Raw genomic sequence first — 20,046 nt, forward strand, 5'->3', positions numbered from 1 at the left:
ATGATGAGCGGAGCGTCAGGGCGACTGCAGCTTTTGCGTGCGCGATTGGTGCCATTCCTGCCAAAGAATGGCGTAGATGAACTCCTCGTCCCAGGAGCCCTTGAAGATGGCGTGTTCGCGAAAATGCGCCTCGCGCCGCATGCCCAGGCGCTCCATCAGCCGCCAGGAGCGCTCATTGCGAACATCGCACCGGGCGCAGACGCGGTGCATGTCTCCGGGACCAAAGGCAAGATCCAGCATGAAATTGGCGGCTTCCGTGGCAAAGCCTTGCTTCTGGTATTGCGGATGAAAGATCCAGCCCAGCTCCCCCTGCCGGGCCTCGACACTGCGCCAGATCAGCGACACCTCTCCGATCAGGGCGCCGGTTCCGGTAAGCTCAACGGCAAGGATGATCTTGTCGTCCGCCTCGGCAAGGCCGGTCTGTGTGATGCGCTGCTGCACGGCAAGCGCGCATTCTTCCCGGCTGAGCGGATGATCAAACAGGAAGCGCGCGACCTCCTCGAGTTGGCGATAGGCAAACACCCCATCCACATCGCCCCGCGTGAAGGGGCGCAGGGTTAGCCGCTCCGTTTGGAGGGGGTAGGTCGGATAGAGCGGCATCATTTTCTCCTGGACCTGCGGTGCAATCTGGCCGCTAGGGCACGCAAAGGCAAGCCCAAGGGCCTTGCCGCCCGGCAAAGGCCGTGCGAGCCTTCAACCATGAACGCGCCAGACCGGTTCATTGTTGATCTTAAAGCGCCATGTGCTTGCGGCGCTGTTGAACTCACGGTCCATGGGCCGGTGCTGTCCATGTTGATGTGCGCGTGCCTTGATTGCCAGCGCTCGACGGGGTCAGGCCATGCCGACGTCGCCATTGTTGCAGCCGAGTCTCTAGGCGTTGTGGGACAGGCAAAATCCTTTGCGCGGCCAAGCGAGTCGGGTGCCCAGTTCACGCGCCACTTCTGCCCGCGATGCGGCACGCCGCTTTATGGGCAATCCTCTCGCGCACCCGCCCTGCGCATGCTCCCAATTGGCTTTTTCGCTGGGCAAAACAGCTGGTTCAGCCCCAACCAGCTGATCTTTGCGCGCAGCCAGCAGGAATGGGATCTAATTGCCGACCACCTGCCTCGCCATCAAACCTATCGCGAAGGTGGCCAGCCGTGAGTTTTGCTTGTGACGAACTATCCGATCGGATCCGCGCGCTTTTAGATCCCCGCTTGATCGTCACCGAAAAGCGCATGTTTGGCGGCCGCGCCTTCATGGTGAGTGGCAACATGCTGGTCGCCATAAGCAAGGAAGGCGTCTTGCTGGCGCGCGTCGGCAAGGACAATGTCGCAGGGCATCTTGCCCTACCAGGCGCTAGCCCCGCCACCATGGGAGATCGCACCATGGGTGGCTATGTGGAAGTCGGCGGCGATGTGCTGGAGGATGACCATGTGCTGGGGCAATGGATCGCCAGCGCCCTCGCCTTCGTCTCTTCTCTCCCGCCCAAGTAGCGCCTCACGGGCAAGCCCCCATGCCGAGCCGGTCTTTGCGCTTCTGGCCCGTGGTGCTATAGGGGCACCCGAACGAGGCCACAGGGCCAAGCTATGGATTTCCAGGGAGAAAACTTCATGAGCAAAATCAAGGTCGCTAACCCGGTCGTCGATCTCGACGGCGATGAGATGACCCGCATTATCTGGCAGGCGATCAAGGACAAGCTCATCCATCCCTATCTCGACCTGCCGATCGAGTATTACGACCTCAGCGTTGAAAGCCGCGACGCCACCAACGACCAGATCACCGTGGATGCCGCCAAGGCCATCCAGAAGCACGGCGTCGGCATCAAGTGCGCGACTATTACGCCCGACGAGCAGCGCGTCGAAGAATTCAAGCTCAAGAAGATGTGGAAGTCGCCCAACGGCACCATCCGCAACATTCTGGGTGGCGTGATCTTCCGCGAGCCCATCATCTGCAAGAACGTGCCGCGGCTTGTTCCGGGCTGGACGCAGCCGATCATCGTGGGCCGCCATGCCTTTGGCGATCAGTACCGCGCGACCGATTTCACCTTCCCCGGCAAGGGCACGCTGACCATCAAGTTCACCGGCGAAGATGGCCAGACCATCGAGCATGAAGTGTTCCAGGCGCCCGGCGCCGGCGTGGCCATGGCCATGTACAACCTCGACGACTCGATCCGCGACTTCGCCTATTCGAGCTTCAACTACGGCCTCGCCCGGGGCGTGCCGGTGTACCTCTCCACCAAGAACACCATCCTCAAAGCCTATGACGGCCGCTTCAAGGATATCTTCCAGGAGATCTACGATGCCGAGTTCAAGGAGCAGTTCGAAGCCAAGAAGATCTGGTACGAACACCGCTTGATCGACGACATGGTGGCTTCGGCTCTTAAGTGGAGCGGCGGCTATGTCTGGGCGTGCAAGAACTATGACGGCGACGTGCAGTCCGACATCGTGGCGCAGGGCTTCGGCTCGCTGGGCCTGATGACCTCGGTTCTGGCAACGCCCGATGGCAAGATCGTGGAAGCCGAAGCTGCCCACGGCACGGTGACCCGTCACTACCGCCAGCATCAGCAGGGCAAGGAAACCTCGACCAACTCCACCGCCTCGATCTTTGCCTGGACCCGTGGCCTCGCCCACCGCGCCAAGCTCGACGACAATGCCGAGCTCGCCCGCTTCGCCGAGACGCTGGAAAAGGTCACAATTGCCACTATCGAAGAAGGCAAGATGACCAAGGACCTTTCGCTCCTGGTCGGGCCCGATCAGCCATGGCTGTCGACCTTGGGCTTCCTCGATGCCATCGACAAGAACTTGCAGAAGGCCATGGCGGCGTAAGCCGGCCAGACTGAAATCAAGCACCGAGGCGGCAGGCATCCCTGCCGCCTTTTTTGTTGCGCCGGTGCAAAGCGCAGACATCCTTCTGTTGCGCCGCTGCATCGCGTGCACAATTTGGACAAATTTGAGCTTCGCCCAGATTGACCCGCTCAGCGAATTGCTATGCTCTTGACCTATACGTCAACCAGATCGCAAATGCGGCGGGTTGCGAAGCGGCGATGGAGGATTGCCGCTGTTGAGGAGGAAATCGATGGCGCGCAGCCACTTACACGCCCTTATGCTCGCGGCTTGTGCCGCTTCTGCCACAACCGGCATGGCCCAGGCCGGAGGCCTTGAAGCCAATGGCTATAATTGGGATCTGCTGTTTGACCCGGCGACTTATGTCGGCCGGGGCACGCTGACCCATGTAACCATCAATCATGACATCGCCAATCCCGGCTTCGGCCCTGGCACTGTGGCAACATCATCGAACCGCCTCTACTACAATTTTGGCTTCAAGGCGGACCTGCTGGATAACGCCTCGTGTCTGGTTTCGGTGCAAAATCCTTGGGGTACCGGCATCGACCGCGACGCTGTCTATGGCCGCGCCACGGGGCAGATCCTGCGCGAGCGCCTCACCTCTACCGATATCGGTGCAACCTGCACCTATGGCTTCAATGTCGGCCCCGGCGTTGCCAGCATCATCGGCGGCCTTTCGGCACAACAGTTGGACTATCAAGCAAGCCTCGTGCTGCCCGCTCCCTACCCGGCCGCGACAGAATACATTTCGCTGGATGGATCGGGCCTTGGCTGGCGCCTGGGCGCGGCCTATGAGGTGCCCGAAATCGCGCTTCGCGTCAGCGCCATCTACAATGCTGCTGTTGACTACGATCTGGAAGGCAGCGCTTACGGCACTTTATTCCCCAATGTCGGCGCAACAGCCGATGTAACCATGCCGCAGAGCTTCGAGATCAAGGCGCAGACTGGCATTGCCCCACGCTGGCTGGCGTTGGGCAGCATCAAATGGGTCGATTGGTCCGTGATTGATGTGCTCACCGTCAACAATTCTGTCCAGCCGGTCAGCACTACGCTTGCTTACGAGGATGGCTGGTCGGTTTCGGCTGGTGTCGCTCATGTCCTGACCGAAGAGCTCACCGTCCTGGGCTCGCTGAACTGGGACAAGGGCACTTCGCAGCGCAATGACGCGGGGGTGCTGGTGGCAGGAACGCAAAGTGATCGCTATGGCATTTCGCTAGGCGCGGCTTACCGTCCAAGCCAGAACTTCGAGCTCTCGGGCGGCGTCTCCTATTCGCTGATCAGCGCCGACAGCAATGCGCTTGGCGAAACATGGGGCACCGGCAATGTCCTGGCATTCAGCGTCAGCGCCAAGGCATCGTTCTAGGACGCGTTAGACACATGAAGGCCCGGGATCCTGCCTCCGGGCTTCTATGTTGCCGATTGCGCGAATAATCATCGACGGCTCCGGCAAGTTTATCTAGAGAAGGAGGCGCTGCCTTGCCCTCCTAGATCCTGGATCAGCCTATGCCCATCGGCGTGCTCTATGCGGTCGTTGCCTATTCCGTTTATTCCTGTGGCGACGCCATCATCAAAGGCTTCGGGCAAAGCCTCTCCATCTTCGAAATCGGCTTTTTCGTTGCGCTCTTTTCGCTGTTGCCGGCGATCTTTGCCAAGCCCAGGGGCGAGCGCTGGCGCGACAGCTTCCAGCTCAAGCGCCCGCTTCTGGTCCATCTGCGTGCCTTTAGCGGCGTCAGCTCATCCGCGCTGGTAACCTACGCCTTTGTCACCATCCCTTTCGCCGAAGCCTATTCGCTTGTGTTCATGATGCCGGTGTTCATCACCATTATGTCCGTGCTGCTGCTCAAGGAGCGCGTGGATGTTACGCGCTGGGCCATGCTGGCTTTGGGCTTTCTCGGGGTCATGCTGGTGGTGCGGCCCGGCTTCCGCGAGCTTGAGCTCGGACATCTGGCCGCGCTCTGCTGCGCGTTCTTTGGCGCGGCGACGACAACAATCCTGCGGATCGTGGCACCGAGCGAAAAGCGCGTCAGCCTCATCATGGTGCCCGCGCTCTATGTGATCGTGGTCAATGCCGCACTGATGCTCCCCGGCTTTGTTGTTCCGACGCCTACCCAATTCGCCCTGCTGGCGGGCAGCGGCACGCTGATTGGCTTGGGCCATATCCTTCTGATCGCGGCGACGCGCAACGCTCCAGCCAGCCAGGTCGCGCCGATCCAATATCTGCAGATCGTCTGGGCCATTGCCTTGGGCGCGTTCTTCTTCAGCGAATTTCCCGATTGGATCGCCTATAGCGGCATTGCGGTCGTGATCCTTTCGGGCCTTATCAACATCCTCATGGACGGCGCGCGCGCCCGTATCTCGGGGCGGTGGGCACGTTACCGTGCCCGGGCCGGACGGCCCGTCACCAACATAACCGAAGCACAAACGCCCGAGATTTAGCACAGGGACATGGACGCCATGTTCCAGATCTTGTATGGCAGATTATCTGTTCCACCCTCCAACGATCTGGATTTACGATGCCGGTCGGCGTCCTCCTGGCCTTTCTGGCCTATGCCAGTTTTTCCGTCGCCGATGCGCTGATCAAGACAACTGGCACTTCGGTGTCGGTTTTTGAGATCGCGTTCTTCACAACCAGCTTCTCGATTATTCCGGCCATGCTGACCAAGCGAGGCGAGCGCTGGCGCGATATCTACAAGCTCCGCCATCCCTGGCTCGTTCATTTGCGTTGCGCCACAGCTATAAGCAGCACGGCATGCGTGATGTATGCCTTTACCCACATCCCCTTTGCCGACGTTTACGCAATCAGCTTCCTGACGCCGATCGGTGTGACCCTGCTGGGCGTGCTGGTGCTCAAGGAGCACGTGGCAATCCACCGTTGGCTCTTGCTGCTGATCAGCTTCATGGGTGTGTTGCTGGTGATCCGGCCCGGCGTGCGCGAGCTGCAACTGGGGCATGTGGCCATCTTTTGCAGCATTTTCCTGGGTGCCACGACCACGATCGTCCTGCGCTACATCGCGCCGCGCGAACGCCGGGTTAGCCTTGTGGGCCTGCAGGTCCTTTATTCCGGCCTGATCAACGGCATTCTCATGCTACCCAGTTTCACCGTTCCAACGCTCGAACAGTTTGCCATCTTTATCTGCATCGGCTTGATCGGAGGCACTGGCGGCTTGTTGCTGATCGCCGCTACCCGGCGATCGCCCGCCAACATCGTCGCGCCGGTTCAATATAGCCAGTTGATCTGGGCCATTGTTTTTGGCGCAGCATTCTTTGGCGAATACCCTGACTATGTCGCAGTGATTGGGCTCTTTATCGTGCTGGCTGCGGGCCTTGCCAATGTCCTAACGGAAAAGCTCAGGATCGTGTGGAAGCCGCGGCTCTTCTTTTTCCGCACCGGCCTCTAACGAAAGTGGCCTGCAATTGCTTGCAGGCCACTCGGATTTCCTAGAGCGCGGCACGCACCGCAGCGATGGCCTCGCTGGCCTTGCTGCCGTCGGGCCCGCCACCCTGCGCCATGTCGGGCCGCCCCCCGCCGCCCTGGCCACCCAGGGCTGACGTTGCAAGCTTCACCAGATCACCCGCAGCATAGCGCGCCGTCAGATCCTGCGTGACACCTACAGCCACAGTGCCCTTCCCGTCCTCGCCCTTGAGCACGACAGCGACGACGCCCGAACCGATGCGCTTCTTTTCGCTGTCGACAAGGCCTTTGACGTCCTTGGCCGCAATACCTTCAACGGTGCGGGCAACATAGGTAATCCCATTCACCGTCTCGTCGCCCGAGGCAGAACCGCCAGCACTTGTGCCGCCCAGGGCAAGCTTCTTGCGAGCATCGCTGAGTTCACGCTCGGTCTTTTTGAGGCTTTCCTGCAGCGCCGTTATCCGATCGAGCACATCTTGGCTGCCCGAACGGAGCAGGCCCGCCGCGTTTTCGACGATCGCCACATGCGCATTGCCGCGATGGCGTGCTGCATGACCGGTTAACGCCTCAATGCGCCGGACCCCCGCACCCACGGCACTTTCGGCCACGATGGACACAAGCCCGATATCGCCAGTGCGGCGCACATGTGTGCCACCGCACAGCTCCACCGACCAGCCCAGACCATTTCCGGTCGGCTCGCCCATGGAGACCACTCGTACTTCATCGCCATATTTCTCGCCAAACAGGGCGCGTGCACCCGATTCCTTGGCTTCCTCGACGCCCATCAGGCGCGTCTCGACAGGCGTGTTCTGCAGCACGATGCTGTTGGCCAGGTCCTCGACCTCGGCCATTTCCTGCGGGCTCATGGGCTTGGTATGGACAAAGTCGAAACGTAGCCGGTCGGGGGCAACCATTGAACCCTTTTGCGCCACATGGTCGCCCAGCACGATCCGGAGCGCTTCATGCAGCAAATGGGTAGCCGAATGGTTGGCGCGGATGGACGAGCGCCGATCATGATCCACAAGGAGGCTCAGCGCCTGACCCACCTTGAGTTCACCCTCGGACACCTTCACCTTATGAGCGAAGACGCCATGATTTTTCAGCGTGTCGGTCACAACGGCCTGCGCATTCTCGCCCTTGAGCACGCCGGTATCGCCGACCTGGCCGCCGCTTTCGCCATAGAACGGCGTTTGGTTGAGCACCACAAAGCCTTCTTCGCCCGCAGCGAGCACAGCGACTTCCGCCCCGTCCTTGAGCAGGGCCTTGACCTCGCCCTCGGCGGTCTCGGTTTCATAGCCGAGGAACTCGGTTGGCCCGAGCCTATCCGCAATGCCGAACCAGACATTGTCCGTTGCGGCCTCGCCAGAACCCGACCAGCTCTTGCGCGCCTCGGCTTTTTGCGCGGCCATGGCAGCATCAAATCCTGGCTGATCCACCGTGATGCCGCGCAGGCGCAACGCATCCTGCGTCAGATCAAGCGGGAATCCGTAGGTGTCATAAAGCTTGAACGCCGATGCTCCGTTCAGCACAGCGCCTTCACCCATGTCGCGGGTTTCATCGGCCAGGATCTGCAGGCCACGGCCGAGCGTCTTGAGGAACCGGCCTTCTTCAAGGCGAACGGTCTCGGTGATGAGGGCTTCGCCACGGCTCAGTTCGGGATAGGCCTGACCCATTTCGCGCACCAGATTGGGCACGAGCTTGAAGATGACCGGCTCATTGCTGCCGAGCAGGGTTGCATGCCGCATGGCGCGGCGCATGATACGGCGCAGCACATAGCCGCGTCCTTCATTGGAGGGCAGCACGCCTTCGGCAATCAGGAAGCTCATGGAACGCAGATGATCGGCGATCACGCGCAGGCTGCGATTGCCTTCACCGCCCGCGTCAGCCCCTGTCGCGTTCGCGGCGGCCGAGATCAGCGACTTAAAGAGATCGATGTCGTAATTGTCATGGACGCCCTGCATAACTGCAGCGACGCGCTCGAGCCCCATGCCCGTGTCGATCGACGGCCGTGGCAGGCCGGTACGCGAGCCGTCACCATGCTGTTCGTACTGCATGAAGACGAGGTTCCAGATCTCGATCCAGCGATCGCCATCTTCATCAGGCGATCCCGGAGGGCCGCCCCAGACATGGTCGCCATGATCATAAAAGATCTCAGAGCACGGACCGCATGGCCCGGTATCGCCCATTTGCCAGAAGTTAGACTTGGCGCCGAGCCGCACAATGCGATCGTCGGAAAGACCGGCAATTTTCTTCCAGAGGTTCAGCGCCTCGTCATCGTCCTCATAGACAGTGACCATGAGCTTCTCCTTGGGGAGAGCCCAATCCTTGGTCAGCAGGCCCCAGGCCAGTTCGATCGCACGATCCTTGAAGTAATCGCCGAACGAGAAATTGCCGAGCATTTCAAAGAAGGTGTGGTGGCGCGCGGTGAAGCCGACATTGTCGAGGTCGTTGTGCTTGCCGCCGGCACGCACGCATTTCTGCGCAGTGGTGGCGCGCGAATAGGGCCGCTTCTCCACACCGGTGAAGGTGTTCTTGAACTGCACCATACCCGAATTGGTGAACATCAGGGTCGGATCGTTGCGCGGCACCAATGGGCTCGACGCAACCGCCTCATGACCATTGCGGGCAAAGTAATCAACAAAGCTCGAGCGAAGATCGTTTACGCTGGTCATAGAGAGGCTTTCATTGCGTAAGCAGGCGCTTGGGCGCCAGAGACTGGTTTGGCTGGCTTTCTATCGTGCAGCCTGCGGCAATGTCCAGCATTGCGGCAATCAGGCGGCAAGGAACATTCGGCGCACCGGAACTGATACCTTCAATGGCAAAGCAAAGGGGCACCGCTCGCGCAATGCCCCTCCAAAAATCCTCTGCATGGGAGGAGGACGATTAGTCGTCGTCGCCAACGTCCTCGCCACCGGCAACAAGCAGCACTTCGCCCAAAAGACCCGAGCTCTCTCGCACGCCTTGTTCGATGATATTGGCGGCTTCTGGATTATCCTTGAGGAACTGGCGCGCATTCTCACGCCCCTGCCCGAGGCGCTGGGAATCCCAGGAGAACCAGGCACCAGACTTGTCGATGATGCCCGACTTGACGCCCAAATCCAGCAATTCGCCGGTCTTGGAGATACCTTCGCCATACATGATGTCGAACTCGACCTGGCGGAACGGAGGCGCCAGCTTGTTCTTGACGACTTTCACGCGCGTCTGATTGCCCACGATCTCCTCGCGATCCTTGAGCGCCCCGATGCGACGGATGTCCAGGCGCACTGACGCATAGAACTTGAGCGCATTACCGCCCGTGGTGGTCTCGGGCGAGCCGTACATCACACCGATCTTCATGCGGATTTGGTTGATGAAGATGACCAGACACTTGGACTTGCTGATCGAAGAGGTCAGCTTGCGCATAGCCTGGCTCATCAGGCGCGCCTGCAGGCCCGGCAAGGAATCGCCCATTTCCCCTTCTAGTTCAGCCCGCGGGGTAAGTGCAGCAACCGAATCGACCACCAGCACGTCGATGGCACCAGAGCGCACCAGCGTATCGGTAATTTCGAGCGCCTGCTCGCCGGCGTCCGGCTGGGAAATCAGCAGATCATCGACATTGACGCCCAGCTTGCGGGCATAAACCGGGTCCAGCGCATGCTCGGCGTCCACGAACGCGCAGATGCCACCAGACTTCTGGGCTTCGGCGATCACATGGAGGGCGAGCGTGGTCTTACCCGATGATTCGGGCCCGAAGATCTCGACGATACGACCCTTGGGCAGCCCGCCAATGCCAAGGGCAATGTCCAGCCCCAGCGAACCGGTAGAGATGGCCTCGACCTCGATGGACGAGTTCTCGCCCAGACGCATGATCGAGCCCTTGCCGAAATTGCGCTCAATCTGGCTGAGCGCTGCGGCAAGTGCCTTGTCTTTATCCATCGATCCACCTTCAACAACACGAAGCGGCGCATTAGCCATAAGTTCTCTCCTTATTCCACGCATCGGAAGACTGCGCAACGCGCTGACATCGCCTGTGGTCATGCTTTGAATCTATGCCCTTTGTTCTCATTTTGTTCCGACCAAGTCAAGTACAAATTGAGAACGGAACGGCCGGCCTGCAGAAGAAACCTAGTGAACAGAGTCACAGAAGCGGTAGCGGCACAAAAGTATGATATTTGGGCTTGCGCCAGGCGACCATGTTGCGTTTTATGCCCGCAAAATAGCGCCCGATGGGGGCCGGCAGAGGAGCTCAGCCATGAATCTTATCCAGTTTTTCGACAAGCACGGCGCACGCGCCGTTGCCGCCGTCGAAAGCGGCGTCGCGCGGCAGGTCAATGGCGCAACAAGCGTTTACGAACTGGCTCTTGCGGCGCTGGACGCCAATGGCGGCCTTGCCGCGCTGATCGAGGCGCGCGGCCTTGGCGAAACAGTGGATCGCGACCAGATCCTTGCCGAAGGGCGCATGCTTTCCCCCATCGACCATCCCGACCCGGCCCACCTTTATGTGACAGGCACGGGGCTGACCCATCTCGGCTCCGCCGCAACTCGCGATGCGATGCACAAGGCCAACGGCACCAAGACCGAAGACAGCCTCACCGACTCCATGAAGATGTTCCGCATGGGTCTTGAAGGGGGCAAGCCTTCAGAGGGCGCCAAAGGCGTGCAGCCCGAATGGTTCTACAAGGGCAATGGCTACACCGTAGTCAATCCCGGTCACCCAATCCCCTCGCCCGGCTTTGCGCTGGATGCCGGCGAAGAGCCGGAGATCGCCGGCATCTACGTGATCGATCGCAATGGCCAGCCACGCCGGCTTGGCTTCGCGCTGGCCAACGAATTTTCTGATCACGTGACCGAGCGCATCAACTACCTCTATCTCGCCCATTCCAAGCTGCGCGCCTGTTCTTTTGGCCCCGAGCTGCGCGTTGGTGATCTGCCGCGGCACGTGGAAGGGATGTCCCGCATCTATCGCAATGGCGAAGTGCTCTGGGAAAAGCCATTCCTCAGTGGCGAAGACAATATGAGCCATACCATCGCAAACCTTGAATATCACCACTTCAAGTACGAGCTGTTCCGCACACCCGGCGATGTGCATGTCCACTGTTTCGGCACGGCAACGCTGAGCTTTGCCGATGGCATTTCAACCCAGCCAAATGATGTGTTCGAGATCGAGGAAAAGCAGTTCGGGAGCCCCTTGCGCAACCCCATCCGGGTCGACGACGAGCATCCAGTCATCGTCGGCAATCTCTATTGAGCTTGAAGCACACCAACTAACATGTCAGTTATCCCTCTGTTTTGGAGGGATAACATGACTGCTCGCACATTCGAAAAGCGCCGCGTCGGGCAAACCGATCTGGAAGTCACGACCTTGGGATTGGGCGGCGCGACCTTGGCCGGGAGCTTCAGCGCCGTTAGTGCCGAACAGGCGCGTGCCACTGTCGCCCATGCGCTTGATAGCGGCATCACTTATGTCGACACCGCGCCCCATTATGGCGCCGGCCGCTCCGAGCATCTGATCGGCGACGTCCTGCGCGAGCGGCTCGGCGAAGCTGTTTTGTCCACCAAGGTCGGGCGTCTCTTCAAAGGCGTGCGGGGCGAGGCCGACAACAAGACCGAGTTCGTCCAGCCCCTGCCCTTCCAGGCCCGGTACGACTATTCCTATGACGGCGTCATGCGCTCTTTCGAGGACAGCCAGCAGCGGCTCGGCCTGAGCAACATCGACATTCTTTATGTCCACGACATCGGCGCGGCCACGCATGGCGAGGAAGCCAACAAGCCGCTTTGGCAGCAATTGGTCGATGGCGGCTACAAGGCCCTGCGCGAATTGCGCGACGGCGGTGCCGTTAAGGCTATCGGCCTGGGTGTCAATGAATGGCAAGTGCTCATGGAGGCCTTCGCCCTGGGCGATTGGGACGTCTTCCTCCTGGCTGGTCGCTACACGTTGCTCGAGCAGACCTCGCTTGATCCGTTTTTGAGCACCTGCCTTTCCCGGGGCGCCTCCGTTGTTGTTGGCGGACCATTCAATTCGGGCATCCTCGTGGGCCGCTCGACGTTCAACTACGCCAAGGCACCTGAGGAAATCGTCCGCAAGGTGCGCGCCATCGAGGCGGTCTGCCAGGAGTTCGCCGTTCCCCTGCCCGCTGCAGCCCTCCAGTTCCCCCTCACCCATCCCGCCGTGTGCAATGTCCTGCCTGGACCGCGCTCGCCGCAGGAGCTGGACGAAATTCTCGACTGGTGGTTCATGGACATTCCGCATGAGCTTTGGACAAGGCTGGAGGAAAAAGGACTGCTCGCCCCGGGCACACCTGTCCCGGGTGGTTTCTCCTGATCTTAGGAGCTGTGCCGTCCCGGCAGCCTAGTTCAGGTCACGCGCATAGGTCTTTAGGATTTCGAGCGGAATAAAGCCGAGAACCTTTTGGTTGGTGGCGCGCAGGAACACGCGCGGCGCCTCCTTGGCCTCGTACGCCTGCCACCAGCGCTGCGCCACAAGGCACCAGCGATTTCCGGCCACCAGTCCCTTAAAGCCGAACTCGGGCCTGGGTGTCGAAAGGTCATTCCCCACCGATTGGGAATAGCGCAGAAACGCATCGCTGGCTTCGATGCACACCAGATGCACAGCAGCGCTGTCAGGCCCTGCTGCACAATACCCGGTGCGGAAAAAGCCGGTTAAGGGATCGCTTGAACAAGGCTGCAGGGGCTCGCCGAGCACGTTGAACTCGGCAGGACCCTCAAAGCGCCCCTGCTCGTTCAAGCCGAGTCACCCTTGCCCAGCTTTTGCAGCACTTCCTTGACCTTGGAATTGATCTGGTCGAGCGAATAGGGCTTTGGCAGAAATTCGACGCTTTGGTCGTCCTCTATGTCCCGGCGTACGCTTTCCTCGGCGTAACCAGAAACAAAGATCACCTTGAGATTGGGCATTGACTCGCGCACGTGGCGCAACAGCGTCGGTCCGTCCATTTCGGGCATCACCACGTCCGAAATCATGAGGTCGATCTTGAAATCGAGATCTTCCAGCACCTCAAGCGCTTCCTCGCCGCCATCGGCCTCGAACACCTCATAGCCCGTTGCGCGCAGAGCCCGAGCGGAGAACGCACGCACGCTTTCCTCGTCTTCCACAAGAAGGATCCGCTCATGTCCCGTAAGATCCTTGACCGGCGCCACCCCGGCGGCCTTGCCCGCAGCTTCGGCGGCACTCACCACATGGCGCGGCAGGAATATCTTGAAGGTCGTCCCGACCCCGACGGTAGAAACGGGATAGATATAGCCCTCGGTCTGCTTGACGATGCCATATACCGTGGACAGTCCAAGCCCCGTACCCTTGCCCAATTCCTTGGTGGTAAAGAACGGCTCGAAGATCTTCTCGATGACTTCGGCCGACATGCCCGTGCCGGTATCCTGCACTTCGATCAGCACATAATCGGCCGGCACCATGCCTTCAAAGCTCATGCCGCCAACTTCGGCTTCCGCGACATTGGCCGTACGGATAGTGATGGCGCCACCATTGGGCATGGCATCGCGGGCGTTCACCACCAGATTGATGATGACCTGCTCGAGTTGCACCACGTCGGCGCGTACCGGCCAGATATTGCGGCCGTGCTCGACTGATAGCGTGTTCTTTTCCCCGATCATACGCTTCAGCAGAACCGTCAGATCGTCCACAATAAGCGGCAGTTCCAGCACCTGCGGGCGCAGTGTTTGTCGGCGCGAAAACGCCAGCAGTTGACGCGTCAGGCCAGCGGCACGATTGGCGTTTTGCTTGATCTGCATCAGCTCGCCGAACGAGGGATCGCCCGGCTTGTGCTTGAGCAGCAGGAGGTCCGAAAAGCCGATGATGGCCGTCAGCAAATTGTTGAAGTCGTGCGCGACGCCACCGGCCAATTGCCCCACAGCCTGCATCTTCTGCGACTGGGCAAACTGCGCCTCGAGTTTGCGCTGGTCGGTCATATCGAGCGCATAAACATTAACCTGCTCGGGCGAGCCGGCGCTCATCTCCGATGCGGAGAGGTAAAGGCGTACGGCATGTTCGCCTTCTGCGCTCAGAAGCGCATCGACTGGCTCGATTTCGGAGCGATGTGCCGCAGCGTCGGCGAGGGCACGGGCGAATTTCTCGCGGCTGCCTTCACCGATCAACTCGGTGAGCGGCTGCATTTCGAGACTTTTTTCCTCGCCCGACCACTTAAAGATGCGCCCGAACGGCGCGTTGGTGCGGATGATCCGTCCTTCTGCATCAAGGGTCGCGATGGCAAACGGCGTGTCGTTAAAGAAGCGCGAGAATCGCACTTCTGCCGCTCGCAATTCTTCTTCGGTATCCGGCGCATTGGATTTGTCGAGCACCAGCGTGCGCGTCTCGCCAAGTTCGCCATCCGCCAGCCGGGCTGCGCGGTGCAGCAGCCGCACAGGCAGGCTGGTGCCATTCCGGCGGACAAGGTCGATATCGATGATCTCGGTATGGATTTCCCCATCGCGCCGGCCGCGCATCAGCAGCGTCGCGCCATCGCCGCGAACAATGTCCGACATGCCAAGATGCCCGGAATTGAACTCGGCCAGATCATACCCTAGCCAGTCCGCCAGCGTGGAGTTGAGATATTGAATGCGCCCATGCGCGTCGGCCGAGAAAAAGCCGGCCGGCGAATGATCGAGATAATCAATGGCGCGCTGCAGGTCGCGAAACGCACTCTCATTGTTGTCCCGGTCGCGGGTAATGTCCTCGACCGACCAGATCACCAAAGGTTTGCGCGCCTCGTCGGACTCGGGCAGCGGGCGCACACCCACGCGATACCAGAAAGCCTTGGAGCTGTCGGGAGCGTGTCCGCCCAAGCCACCCAGCACGCGAACATCCTCAACAGCGGCTCTTCCATCCTTGGCGGCGCGTGAAAGACGGTAGATCGCCTCGCTGGCATCGGCCTCGCCGGCAAAAAGTCGGGGCACGCCTACGGGCACGCCATTGGTTACAGCCCCCGAGAAACTGCCGTAATGCGCGTTCACATAGGCGATCTTGCCATCACGGTCGGCCACCACGGCGCCAAAGGGCAGGCTGTCGACAACAGCATTGGAAATCGTGCGGCGCTCTTCGCCATTGGCGAAGCGAAACAGGCCAGCAGCCAGTGCGAAGAGGCAAAACACGCCCACCACAGCCAGCACGCCCACAAAGGTCATCACCAGTTCAGGCGAAATCTGACTTCCGAACACAGAGAACACGACGGCAAGCGCAACAAGAAACACCCCCAGCACGAGCACGCGCCACAAGCCTGCGCTGCCACGACCAGCGGAAAGCAGTGGGTCGGGGTAATTGTCTTCGCCGATGGGCGCCGATGCCATGAGTCGATCTGCTCCAATACCTAGGGACGGGCCGAATCAGGGCCTGCATAAGGGTCTATCAAAAGCCCTAACACGAGGGGAGGCTGATCGGCATTTTCAACAAGTGCGCGGCCAATAAAAGCCCTGGAGTGCAACTCGGCAAGCACAGACCACCTGCCTCGCGCTAACGCGCCTTCCAGCCCGCACCCTTTTTCAGCCGCATCACAAAGCCGATTACTTCCGCCACGGCCTTGAAATGTTCGGTGGGAATGGTTTCGTCCACATCGACGCTGGCGAACAGCGCACGGGCGAGCGGCGGATTCTCCACGATCGGCACATCATGCTCCTTGGCCAGCTCGCGAATGCGGAACGCCACCGCGTCAGCACCCTTGGCGACGCATTGCGGAGCGCCCATGTCGCGGTCGTATTTAAGCGCCACGGCAAAGTGCGTCGGGTTGGTAATGACTACCGTTGCGTCCGGCACGGCAGCCATCATGCGCTTGCGCGAACGCTCCTGGCGCAGCTGGCGTATACGGCCCTTGACGTGCGGATCGCCTTCCATCTGCTTGTATTCGTCGCGCTGCTCCTGCACCGTCATCATCAAGCGCTTCCACCATTTCTGGCGGGTGTAGAAATAGTCGGCCCCGGCGATCACAATCACCACGGCGAGCGTCGCCATGAAGATCTTGAGCCCAATGTCCTGAAAATTGAGCAGAATCAGGATCGGATCGGCCGTCATCATGGTGTCGAGCCGGTCCCGCTCGGGCCAGACTACGGCCACGAGCACGCCGCCGACGACCCCGATCTTGAACAGGCCCTTGCCGAAATTGACCAACGAGTCCGGCGAAAACAGCCTCTTGAAGCCGGCCAAGGGTGAAATCTTGGAAAATTTGGGTGTAATCGGCTCCACCGAAACCAGCGGCTTGTGCTGGATCAGATTGGCGATCACCGCACAGGCGGAGAGCACCATCAGCGGGATCATCACCGTGCCCAGCGTCGCCAGCGCCAGCCCATTAAAGAACACCTGAAAGCCCGATCCGCCCAATTCCACCTGGTCGGCATTGGCCATGATGCCCTTGAGCGAGCCCATCAGGCTCTGCGCAGCAGCCGGCCCCATCGACGCAAACACAATTGCGGAGCCCAGAAGCATGAACCAGGTCACCACTTCCTGGCTCTTGACCACGTCACCCTTCTTGAAGGCATCTTCGAGCTTCTTTTGGGAAGGGTCTTCTGTTTTTGCGTCGTTCTCGGGGGCTTCGTCCGACATCTAGCCCCTCCACATCATCAGATGGTCTTCGAACGCAGAGAGATACCACCCCATCATCATGGTGAGCAGCAGGGCAAACAGCGCCAAGCCCGCGAAGATGTTCGCGGGCATAAGGAGAAAGAACACCTGCAGCGCTGGCATCAGCCGTGCCAGGATCCCCGCCCCCAAATTGAAAACCAGCCCAAAAACGATAAATGGCGCCGACATCTGGATGCCAATGGAAAATGCCTTGGCCACAGTCTGGATCGCCATCTGCGCAGCATCGTCGAACATCAAGGGCGCATCGATGGGAAACACCACATAGCTGTCATAGGTGGCGGCGAGCGCAAGGTGATGCAAGTCCGTCGCAAAGATCAGCACCATGCCCAGAAAGCTCAGAAAACTACCAAAAATTGCGCCCTGCACCCCGGTCTGTGTCGGGTCCGCCGCCATGGCGGTGGACAGCCCCACCTGAAATGCAATGATCGCACCGGCGACCTGCGTTGCCGAGACCACAAGTCGCGCAATGCCGCCCAGAATGAGACCAACGGCTAGCTCATGAAAGATCAGGCCCACGATAGACATGACATCGTCTGGCAGGGTCGGCAGGTTCGGCGACAGGAGCGGATAAACGACCAGGGTAAAGGCCAGCGCGAAACTCAGGCGCATGCGGGCGGGGATCATGTCCTCTCCCAGCGCCGGCATCAGCATCAGAATGGCGCCGATGCGCGTAAACAGCAGCAGGAACAGGAAGGCCGTATTGGGCAGCCAATCGAGCCCGATCGTCACTTGGCTAGCCGCCGACGATGATCATGTCGACCACCCGGTTCATGTAGGCGCCCATGGTCGCCCCCAGAAACGGCAGCGTCAGCAGCATGGTCAAGAAGATGGCGATGATCTTGGGCACGAACACCAGCGTCTGTTCCTGGATCTGTGTCAGCGCCTGGAACAGCGCAATCACGACGCCCACCACCAGCCCGACCAGCATCATAGGCGCCGACACGATGATCAGCGTCCAGATGCCGTCGCTGGCAATATCAAGAACTTCGGCGCCGGTCATGCCAATCTGCGAATCGTTAAGTTTCCATGCCCAGCATTACCATGCCTCCGCCGTATTGAGCGGCCTGCGAGCATTGCCGCATACAAAGCGGCGTGAATACGAGCGGGCCGCGGTTGTCATCACCCGGCTCGTCCGGGTGATCCAACTCTCCACACCAGCGGAACCATGGATTCCCCGAACAAGCTGGGCAATGACGATCAACCCATTGAGCGGCCTAGATCGGCATCCGCATGATTTCTTCATAAGCCGAGATCACGCGGTCGCGCACCGTCACCATGCTCTGGATTGCAATCTCGGTTTCGCTAAGCGCCGTCACCATGTCGACCACATTGGCCTTGCCGTTGACCATGTCGATGGCCATGGCATCCGACGTCTTGCCGCTATCGACCACGCCCTGCACCTGTTGGGCGAGCAAATCGGCAAAACTGTTGCCGCCACTGGGCGCAGCTAAAGCGGTCAGATCGGTATTGGGCTTGGTAGCCTGATTGATCAGCCGGCTCGCATTGCCATAGGCGGCAGTCGCGGCATTGAAGGGAGTGGTTACGGCCATCAGGAACTCCTGTTCAATCAGCCGCGCAGGATGTCGAGCGTGCGCCCGAGCATCTGCCGCGTGACGGAAACGACATTGAGATTGGCCTCGTAGGTACGCTGGGCCTCGCGCATATCCATTGTTTCGATCAGCGGGTTGACGTTCGGATATTGAACATAGCCGCGCTCGTCGGCCGCCGGATGTCCGGGCTCAAAGCGCGACGTGAAGTCACTCATGTCATAGGCCAGCTTTCCTACTTCCACGACCTGACCACCCAATTCTGCATCAAAGCTCGTTTCAAACGTAGGCACTCGCCGACGATAGGGCTCCTCCCCCGGCGCTTTCCCGGCTGAATCGGTGTTAGCAAGGTTCTCTGCGATCACCCGCATACGCGCGGTCTGGGCGTGCATGCCGGTTGCAGCGATGCGGAGCGAGGAATTGAAATCCATTCTGGCTTATTCCTTATGCCTGCCGGCCGAGCGCGGTTTTGAGAATGGCGATGGATTTGGTGTAAAGGCCCGTAGCGGCCTGGTAGTCCATCATATTGGTGGTGACCTTCATCATCTCGTCTTCCAGCGTCACGCCGTTACCCTCTGGCGTCACCTCGAAATTGGCCATGCGCTGCGCGCCGAAGGGCGACTGGGAAGCGCTTGCAACGCTGAAATGCATGGGCTGGGTCGCTGTGGTCGTGACACTTGCCACAGAGAAAGCGCGCTTCTGATCGGCAAAATTGTATTGCGCTAGATCCCGCCCGCGGAAACCCGGCGTTTCCGCATTGGCCACGTTTTCCGCCAGAAGGCCTTGACGCGTTTGGTGCCAGCGCATCTTGTCGGTCAGCGCCGAAAACACCGGCATGTTCAGAAAGGCCATGGCCCAAGGTCCTCGCGAGTCCCGCTCGATAGGCAAATCTTGCCGCGTCATGGTTAATCAAGTGTTAACCCTGTGCACTTAGGGCACAAAGAGCCTCGCAATTTGCACATTTGCGTGGGCAAGTAGGCAAACTATGCCGCCTGGTGAATCAGGCTGGAACGATCTGGAGTGACTATGCAGTTCATCACGAGCCTCTTTGGTGGGTCGGGCAATAGCTGGATTACCATGCTGTTGGCCCTTGGCATCGTGGTGGTGCTGATCTTCCTGGCCGTCTGGCTGCTGAAATTCCTGTTCAACGCTTCGGGCAATGTCTCGCGTGGTCGTCACAAGCGCCTGAGCGTTGTGGACAGTTTGGCGCTTGATCCAAAACGCCACTTGCTGATCGTGCGCCGAGACGATGTGGAGCACCTGATCCTTGTCGGCGGCACGCAGGATCTGGTGGTGGAAACCGGTATCCCGGTCCTCGAAGAGCAGGCTACCCAGCCCACCCGCCGGCCCGTGCCCATGGTCGCCTCCCGCCGTCCGGCGGCGGCAAAAAACGCGGCGCCCCCCGTCGAGACGCCCACCCACGCTGCCGTCAAACCTCTTTCGCCCGGCCCTGCGACAGTGGCCGACCAGCTGCGCGAAATGGGCCAGCCCACGGACAAGAAGACCCATCTTTCGCTGCGTCACACGGGCCTGCTTCGCCCCGTCAGCGAGATCGAGCCCATTGTAGCTGCTGAAAACTCGGTGATCCCCAGTGGCGCGGATCGCGACTCAGCTAAAGAAGGCAGAGCGCAACGCGATACCGAAGGCAGCGATATTGGTGGCAACCACGGGGCAAACCGGATTTAA

General features: G+C 60.1%; 20 protein-coding genes. 9 read left to right on the forward strand and 11 right to left on the reverse strand.

Annotated features, from left to right (window positions below; all coding sequences use genetic code 11):
* Positions 1-15: 15 nt before the first annotated feature.
* Positions 16-600 carry a GNAT family N-acetyltransferase gene (locus tag DDE77_RS05505; protein WP_245895101.1) on the reverse strand — a complete coding sequence of 195 codons (585 nt, stop codon included), beginning with the start codon at positions 598-600 and terminating at the stop codon, positions 16-18.
* Between the two features lie 99 nt (positions 601-699).
* On the opposite strand from DDE77_RS05505, the gene DDE77_RS05510 reads away from it, so the two are divergent.
* The 6 genes from DDE77_RS05510 (at position 700) to DDE77_RS05535 (ending at position 6,223) form a co-directional block, all read left to right on the forward strand.
* On the forward strand, positions 700-1,143 hold the full coding sequence (locus tag DDE77_RS05510; protein WP_108396437.1) for a GFA family protein: 444 nt from the start codon (positions 700-702) through the stop codon (positions 1,141-1,143).
* Positions 1,140-1,475, forward strand: coding sequence for a TfoX/Sxy family protein (locus DDE77_RS05515; RefSeq protein WP_157959686.1), 336 nt, complete (start codon positions 1,140-1,142; stop codon positions 1,473-1,475). The genes DDE77_RS05510 and DDE77_RS05515 overlap by 4 nt, the downstream gene beginning before the upstream one ends.
* 117 nt (positions 1,476-1,592) lie before the next feature.
* Complete coding sequence (locus DDE77_RS05520) at positions 1,593-2,807, forward strand: NADP-dependent isocitrate dehydrogenase (RefSeq protein WP_108396439.1); 1,215 nt, start codon at positions 1,593-1,595, stop codon at positions 2,805-2,807.
* Between the two features lie 250 nt (positions 2,808-3,057).
* The gene (locus DDE77_RS05525; protein WP_108396440.1) at positions 3,058-4,188 is read left to right on the forward strand and encodes an OmpP1/FadL family transporter; all 1,131 of its coding nucleotides are present in this window, start codon (positions 3,058-3,060) and stop codon (positions 4,186-4,188) included.
* 140 nt (positions 4,189-4,328) lie between these two features.
* Positions 4,329-5,261, forward strand: coding sequence for a DMT family transporter (locus DDE77_RS05530; RefSeq protein WP_108396441.1), 933 nt, complete (start codon positions 4,329-4,331; stop codon positions 5,259-5,261).
* A gap of 77 nt (positions 5,262-5,338) precedes the next feature.
* Positions 5,339-6,223 (forward strand): DMT family transporter, encoded by an 885-nt coding sequence (locus DDE77_RS05535; protein ID WP_108396442.1) that lies wholly within the window; start codon positions 5,339-5,341, stop codon positions 6,221-6,223.
* 40 nt (positions 6,224-6,263) lie between these two features.
* Here the strand turns inward: DDE77_RS05535 and alaS are convergent, their stop codons facing one another.
* Together alaS and recA are read right to left on the reverse strand one after the other, a co-directional pair.
* Positions 6,264-8,909, reverse strand: a complete 2,646-nt coding sequence (gene alaS / locus DDE77_RS05540; protein ID WP_108396443.1) for an alanine--tRNA ligase — start codon at positions 8,907-8,909, stop codon at positions 6,264-6,266.
* A gap of 211 nt (positions 8,910-9,120) precedes the next feature.
* Positions 9,121-10,191: a recombinase RecA gene (recA, locus tag DDE77_RS05545; protein ID WP_108396444.1), complete on the reverse strand. Its 1,071-nt coding sequence runs from the start codon at positions 10,189-10,191 to the stop codon at positions 9,121-9,123.
* Positions 10,192-10,468: 277 nt separating this feature from the next.
* On the opposite strand from recA, the gene araD1 reads away from it, so the two are divergent.
* Positions 10,469-11,464: an AraD1 family protein gene (araD1, locus tag DDE77_RS05550; RefSeq protein ID WP_108396445.1), complete on the forward strand. Its 996-nt coding sequence runs from the start codon at positions 10,469-10,471 to the stop codon at positions 11,462-11,464.
* 54 nt (positions 11,465-11,518) lie between these two features.
* On the forward strand, positions 11,519-12,538 hold the full coding sequence (locus DDE77_RS05555) for an aldo/keto reductase (protein WP_108396446.1): 1,020 nt from the start codon (positions 11,519-11,521) through the stop codon (positions 12,536-12,538).
* Positions 12,539-12,565: 27 nt separating this feature from the next.
* Here DDE77_RS05555 and DDE77_RS05560 read toward each other — a convergent pair whose 3' ends face one another.
* The 8 genes from DDE77_RS05560 to flgB all read right to left on the reverse strand — a co-directional run bounded on the left by DDE77_RS05560 (position 12,566) and on the right by flgB (position 19,212).
* Positions 12,566-12,961, reverse strand: coding sequence for a DUF2237 family protein (locus DDE77_RS05560; protein WP_108396447.1), 396 nt, complete (start codon positions 12,959-12,961; stop codon positions 12,566-12,568).
* The gene (gene cckA / locus DDE77_RS05565) at positions 12,958-15,528 is read right to left on the reverse strand and encodes a cell cycle histidine kinase CckA (RefSeq protein ID WP_108396448.1); all 2,571 of its coding nucleotides are present in this window, start codon (positions 15,526-15,528) and stop codon (positions 12,958-12,960) included. Before cckA ends, DDE77_RS05560 begins: the two co-directional genes overlap by 4 nt.
* A 163-nt stretch (positions 15,529-15,691) precedes the next feature.
* A complete protein-coding gene (gene flhB / locus DDE77_RS05570; protein WP_108396449.1) occupies positions 15,692-16,774 on the reverse strand; it encodes a flagellar biosynthesis protein FlhB in 1,083 nt (360 codons plus the stop codon).
* The gene (gene fliR, locus DDE77_RS05575) at positions 16,775-17,542 is read right to left on the reverse strand and encodes a flagellar biosynthetic protein FliR (protein ID WP_245895102.1); all 768 of its coding nucleotides are present in this window, start codon (positions 17,540-17,542) and stop codon (positions 16,775-16,777) included.
* Positions 17,543-17,546: 4 nt separating this feature from the next.
* Complete coding sequence (gene fliQ, locus DDE77_RS05580) at positions 17,547-17,813, reverse strand: flagellar biosynthesis protein FliQ (RefSeq protein ID WP_108396450.1); 267 nt, start codon at positions 17,811-17,813, stop codon at positions 17,547-17,549.
* 214 nt (positions 17,814-18,027) lie between these two features.
* Entirely contained in the window at positions 18,028-18,363 is a 336-nt protein-coding gene (gene fliE, locus DDE77_RS05585) for a flagellar hook-basal body complex protein FliE (RefSeq protein ID WP_108396451.1), read from the reverse strand.
* Positions 18,364-18,380: 17 nt separating this feature from the next.
* Positions 18,381-18,791 carry a flagellar basal body rod protein FlgC gene (gene flgC / locus DDE77_RS05590; protein WP_108396452.1) on the reverse strand — a complete coding sequence of 137 codons (411 nt, stop codon included), beginning with the start codon at positions 18,789-18,791 and terminating at the stop codon, positions 18,381-18,383.
* 13 nt (positions 18,792-18,804) lie between these two features.
* Complete coding sequence (gene flgB, locus DDE77_RS05595; protein WP_108396453.1) at positions 18,805-19,212, reverse strand: flagellar basal body rod protein FlgB; 408 nt, start codon at positions 19,210-19,212, stop codon at positions 18,805-18,807.
* A 174-nt stretch (positions 19,213-19,386) separates the two neighbouring features.
* Between flgB and DDE77_RS05600 the strand changes: the two genes are divergently transcribed.
* Entirely contained in the window at positions 19,387-20,046 is a 660-nt protein-coding gene (locus tag DDE77_RS05600) for a FliO/MopB family protein (protein ID WP_108396454.1), read from the forward strand.

This window comes from Devosia submarina, from assembly GCF_003056345.1.
GTDB classification, from domain to species: domain Bacteria; phylum Pseudomonadota; class Alphaproteobacteria; order Rhizobiales; family Devosiaceae; genus Devosia; species Devosia submarina.